The sequence below is a fragment of the Serratia plymuthica NBRC 102599 genome, from assembly GCF_001590925.1.
Taxonomy (GTDB): domain Bacteria; phylum Pseudomonadota; class Gammaproteobacteria; order Enterobacterales; family Enterobacteriaceae; genus Serratia; species Serratia plymuthica.
This window is the reverse complement of record NZ_BCTU01000006.1, coordinates 1-5122: the sequence shown is the minus strand read 5'-3', so window position 1 is coordinate 5122 and position 5122 is coordinate 1. Positions and strand designations below refer to the sequence as shown.

General features: G+C 59.4%; 3 protein-coding genes. 1 reads left to right on the top strand and 2 read right to left on the bottom strand.

Annotation, left to right across the window (positions count from 1 at the left end; genetic code table 11):
* Nucleotides 1-24: 24 nt before the first annotated feature.
* Both sdeB and SPL01S_RS04680 read right to left on the bottom strand, forming a co-directional pair.
* On the bottom strand, nt 25-3168 hold the full coding sequence (gene sdeB / locus SPL01S_RS04685; RefSeq protein ID WP_063197898.1) for a multidrug efflux RND transporter permease subunit SdeB: 3144 nt from the start codon (nt 3166-3168) through the stop codon (nt 25-27).
* 24 nt (nt 3169-3192) lie between these two features.
* Entirely contained in the window at nt 3193-4395 is a 1203-nt protein-coding gene (locus SPL01S_RS04680; RefSeq protein WP_063197895.1) for an efflux RND transporter periplasmic adaptor subunit, read from the bottom strand.
* A gap of 294 nt (nt 4396-4689) precedes the next feature.
* On the opposite strand from SPL01S_RS04680, the gene SPL01S_RS04675 reads away from it, so the two are divergent.
* Nucleotides 4690-5046: a helix-turn-helix domain-containing protein gene (locus tag SPL01S_RS04675; protein ID WP_006324729.1), complete on the top strand. Its 357-nt coding sequence runs from the start codon at nt 4690-4692 to the stop codon at nt 5044-5046.
* The last annotated feature ends 76 nt before the right edge of the window (nt 5047-5122 follow it).

Here is a 5122-nt window from a genome sequence, read left to right as displayed (position 1 = left end):
CTGCCACGGCGGGCAGGCGAACTTTTATGCCGTTTGCTGCTGTGCTTTACGCGTCACCATACGGCGCAGGGTAACGTAGAACACCGGCGTCAGGAATAACCCGAACAACGTCACGCCCAGCATGCCGGCAAACACCGTGATACCGGTCACTCCGCGCACTTCGGCGCCGGCGCCGTGACCCAGAATCAACGGGATAGTACCGGCAATAAAGGCGATGGAGGTCATTACGATCGGCCGTAACCGCAGGCGGCAGGCTTCCAGCGCCGCTTCCATAATGCTTTTGCCCTGCAACTCAAGCTCGCGGGCGAACTCGACGATCAAAATGGCGTTCTTACAGGCCAGCCCCATCAACACCACCAGCCCCACCTGCACGAACACGTTGTTGTCACCGCCGGTCAGCCAGACGCCAAACAGCGCCGACAACATGGTCATCGGTACGATGAGGATCACCGCCAGCGGCAGCGTCCAGCTTTCGTACAGCGCGGCCAGCGCCAGGAACGCCAGCAGCACGGCTACCGGGAACACGATAATCGCCGCATTGCCCTGGGTCGACTGCTGGTAGCTCAGATCGGTCCACTGGATGTTCATGCCGTTCGGCAACAGCTTGGCGGCCATCGCCGTCAGTTCGCTCATGGCCTGCGTAGACGACAGGATGCGCGGATCGGCATCGCCAATCAGGTCCGCCGCCGGGAAGCCGTTATAACGGATCACCGGGTCTGGCCCGTAGGTGGTACTGATGTTGACCATGCTGCCAATCGGCACCATTTCACCCTTATCGTTGCGGGTGCGCAGGTTGGCGATATCCTCCACGCTGTCGCGGAATTGACCGTCGGCCTGCGCGATGACTTGCCAGGTGCGGCCATAGCGGTTGAAGTCATTGATGTAAGACGAACCCAAATAAGTCTGCAGCGTACCGAACAGCGCGTTGAGCGGCACGCCCTGCGCCTTGGCCTTGTCGCGGTCGATTTTCGCTTCCAGCTGCGGCACGTTGGCCTGATAAGACGAGATCGGGAAACTCATGCCCGGCGTTTGCATGATGCTGCCCGACAGGGTATTGATCGCGGTTTGCAGTGCGCCATATCCGAGGCCAGCGCGATCCTGGACATACAGCGAATATCCGGAACCCTGTCCGATACCGAGGATTGGCGGCGGCATGATCGAGAAGGCGAACCCTTCCTGAATCTGCGAGATGCGCGCATTGATCTCGGCGTTGATCTGCGCCGCGCTGCGAGTGCGGGTGCTTAAAGATTCAAGCGCGAAGAACACGGTGCCGGTATTGGGCGTATTGGTAAATTGCAATGCATTCAGCCCCGGGAAGGCTACCGCGTCAGTCACCCCGTCGACGCTCAGACCGATGGCGCTCATTTTACGGATCACCGCATCGGTACGCTCCAGCGACGCACCCTCCGGCATTTTCACCCCGCCAATCAGATAAAGCTTATCCTGCGTCGGGATAAATCCGCCAGGCACGGTTTTAAACATTACGCCCGCGGCGCACAACAACAGCACGTACACCACGAACACCGCGCCGCGTTTGCCGAGCGCACGGGAAACCCCGCGCTGATAGCGCTGTGAGCTGCTGGCAAAGAAGCGGTTGAACGGACGGAACAACCAACCGAACAGCCGGTCGATCAGGCGCGATGGCATGTCCTTCGGCGCGCCGTGCGGTTTCAGCAGCAATGCCGCCAGCGCCGGCGACAGGGTCAGCGAGTTGATGGCCGAAATCACGGTCGAAATGGCGATGGTGACGGCGAACTGCTTATAAAACTGGCCGGTGACGCCGGACAAAAATGCCATCGGCACGAACACCGCGCACAGCACCACCGCGATGGCGATGATCGGCCCGGACACTTCGCGCATCGCCTGGTGCGCCGCCGCCAGCGGCGATAAACCTTCCTCGATATTACGTTCGACGTTTTCCACCACCACGATGGCGTCATCGACCACGATACCGATCGCCAGCACCAGCCCGAACAGGCTGAGCGTATTGAGCGAGAAGCCCAGCAGGTACAGCGCGGCGAAGGTACCGACGATGGAAATAGGCACCGCCAGCAGCGGGATGATCGAGGCACGCCAGGTTTGCAGGAACAGGATCACTACCAGCACCACCAGCAGCACCGCTTCGAGCAGGGTATCTACCACCGCGCGGATCGAATCGCGGACGAACACCGTTGGGTCGTACGGCGATTTCCAGCTCATGCCATCCGGGAAGCGGGTCGACAGTTCGGCCATTTTGGCCCGTACCGCATCGGACAGCTCGATGGCGTTAGCGCCAGGCGCCTGGAAAATACCGATCCCGACGGCATCCTTATTATTGAGTTGGGCGCGCAACGCATAGCTGCCGGACCCCATTTCAATGCGCGCCACGTCGCGCAGGCGTACTATCTCGCCGTTGTCGCCGCTCTTGAGGATAATATTGCCGAACTCTTCCTCGGTTTGCAGGCGGCCCTGGGCGTTAATGGAAAGCAGATAATCGCTGCTGTTCGGCATCGGTTCTGCGCCCAGTTGGCCGGCGGAAACCTGCACGTTCTGCTCCTGCATGGCGGTGACCACGTCAGAAGCGGTCAGCCCGCGCGAGGCGACCTTATTCGGATCCAGCCAGACGCGCATGGCGTATTCACCGGCGCCGAAAATCTGCACCTGGCCGACGCCCGGCAGGCGGGCCAGCTCATCTTTGACCTTCAGGGTGGCGTAGTTACGCAGATACAGTGAATCGTATTTACCGGAAGGGGAAACCAGATGCACCACCAGCGTCAGGGCCGGGGACTGCTTCTGCGTGGTTACCCCTTGGCGGCGCACGTCTTCAGGCAGGCGCGCCTCGGCTTGTGCCACGCGGTTTTGCACCTGCACCTGCGCCTGATCGGGATCGGTTCCCGGGCGGAAGGTCACGGTGGTTACCAGCACGCCGTCAGAGCCGGCCACCGATTTCATGTACATCATGTGTTCGACGCCGTTGATTGCCTCTTCCAGCGGCGTAGCCACCGTTTCGGCAATCTCTTTCGGGTTGGCGCCTGGGTATTGGGCGCGCACTTGCACGCTTGGGGGCACTACGTCCGGGTATTCGCTGATCGGCAATAGCGGAATCGCAATAACGCCACCGACGAAAATCAGGATCGACAGCACCGCGGCAAAAATCGGCCGGTCGATGAAAAAGCGGGAAAAATCCATGGGTCAGGGTTCTCTGCTGGTGGCTTAGTTGACTGCGGAAACGGGAGCGTTGGCTGCCATCACGACGGTTTTCGCATTGACCGGCATCCCTGACATAAACACTTTCTGCATGCCGTCGACGATCACCCGATCGCCCGCCGACAGGCCTTTCTGCACGATGCGCAATCCATCTGCCACGCGGCCCACCTCGATATCGCGCCGCTGCGCCTTGCCGTCCTTGTCGACGACATAAACGAATTTGCGGTCCTGATCGGTCATCACCGATTTATCGTCGATCAGCATGGCGTTGAACTCGGCGCTGCCGGGCATCTGCACCCGTGCAAACAGCCCAGGAGTGAAGCGGCGCTCGTGGTTTTCGAGCTGGGCGCGCATGCGAATGGTGCCGGTGCCGGCATTCAACTGGTTATCGGTGAAATCGACAACGCCCTGATGCGGGTAGCCGTCTTCACCCACCAGGCCGACCTTGACCGGTAACTTCGCCTGCGGATCCTGGCTGCGTTGGCCATCGCGTGCCATGTTCTGGTAACGCAGGAAAGTGGCTTCATCGACGTCGAAATAAACATAAACTTTATCGAGCGACACCAGCGTAGTGAGCACGCTGGCGCTGTCCCCGCTGGTGACCAGGTTACCTGCGGTGATCATGGCGCGGCTGGCACGCCCGTCGATCGGCGCGGTCACGCGAGTAAAATCGAGATTCAACTGCGCGATATCGAGCTGGGCCTGGGCCGCCAGCACGTTGCTCTGTGCCTGTGCGGCGGAGGAGCGGCGCTGTTCCCAGACCTCGGTCGAGATCGCCTGGGTGCCGATCAGTTTTTCGGTACGACTGGATTCACTGCGGGCCAACGCCGCCTGATTACGTGCCCGCACCAGCTCGGCTTGCGCCTGTTCGCGAGCGGCGCGGTAGGTGCGATCGTCGATGGTGAACAGCACCTGGCCTTTTTTCACCTCATCGCCTTCGGTGTAATTCACCTTATCGATATAGCCGGAAACCCGCGGGCGTAGCTGAACGCTTTGCACCGCTTCGATCCGGCCGTTAAAGGCATCCCACTGGCTGATGGGTTTTATCACCACGTTAGCGGCGCTGACGGCCGGTGGCGGGGGAGCTGCATTTTGAGCGACGCTGTTGTCGCAACCAGCAAGCAGGGCGACCAGCAGCGCTACCGCTGAAAGGCGCGCGCTGAAACCGATGCTGTGAGCGTTAAACAATGAGTTTGGCTGGCTTGGCATTATTTTTATTCCATGGGTGAGCGCGGTCAGGCCATACACCCGGCCCTGTTATCCGGGTAACGTCCCTGGCCTGTGACCGGCGGCAGAGCGGTTGCGTCGTTCATCGGCACAACGTTAGTTTTTGAAACACATTGTTGTCACATTAATGTATTAATATCGGTTACATTAACCGGATGGATTATAGAAGCGCCTGTCGAGTAAATGCAATAATAAAAATTGCATTTAATGCGAAACTGCTGCAACGTAGTGACATCGGGCAGCGGATTTACCTGCCAATGTCATGGGAGCGTCAGCATGAACAGCACGGGTTTTATTACCGATTTGATTGAGTGGATTGACAACAATCTGGAAGAGAAGCTGGATATCAACACCGTGGCGGACCGCGCGGGGTATTCCAAATGGCACCTGCAGCGCATGTTCAAACGCCAGACCGGCTACGCGTTGGGGGAGTATATCCGCATGCAGAAACTGAAAGTTTCCGCAGAGCGCCTGGCCAACAGCGGCGAGCCTATCGTCAGCGTGGCGATATCACTCGGCTTTGACTCGCAGCAATCCTTCAATCGCAGTTTTAAACGCCAATTCGGCCAGACTCCGGGCGACTGGCGCCGCGCCGTGATGCAGCCGCATATCGCCGCTAGTCGCGCACACTGAGGCGGATTGCAGACACAAAAAGCCTGAACTTGCGTTCAGGCTTTTTCTTTAGAAAGATGGCGGTGAGGGAGGGCTT

Coding starts and splice junctions, on each gene's coding strand:
- SPL01S_RS04675 (WP_006324729.1), top strand. CDS start 4,690: ATGAACAGCACGGGTTTTATTACCGATTTGATTGAGTGGATTGACAAC.
- SPL01S_RS04680 (WP_063197895.1), bottom strand. CDS start 4,395: ATGCCAAGCCAGCCAAACTCATTGTTTAACGCTCACAGCATCGGTTTC.
- sdeB (WP_063197898.1), bottom strand. CDS start 3,168: ATGGATTTTTCCCGCTTTTTCATCGACCGGCCGATTTTTGCCGCGGTG.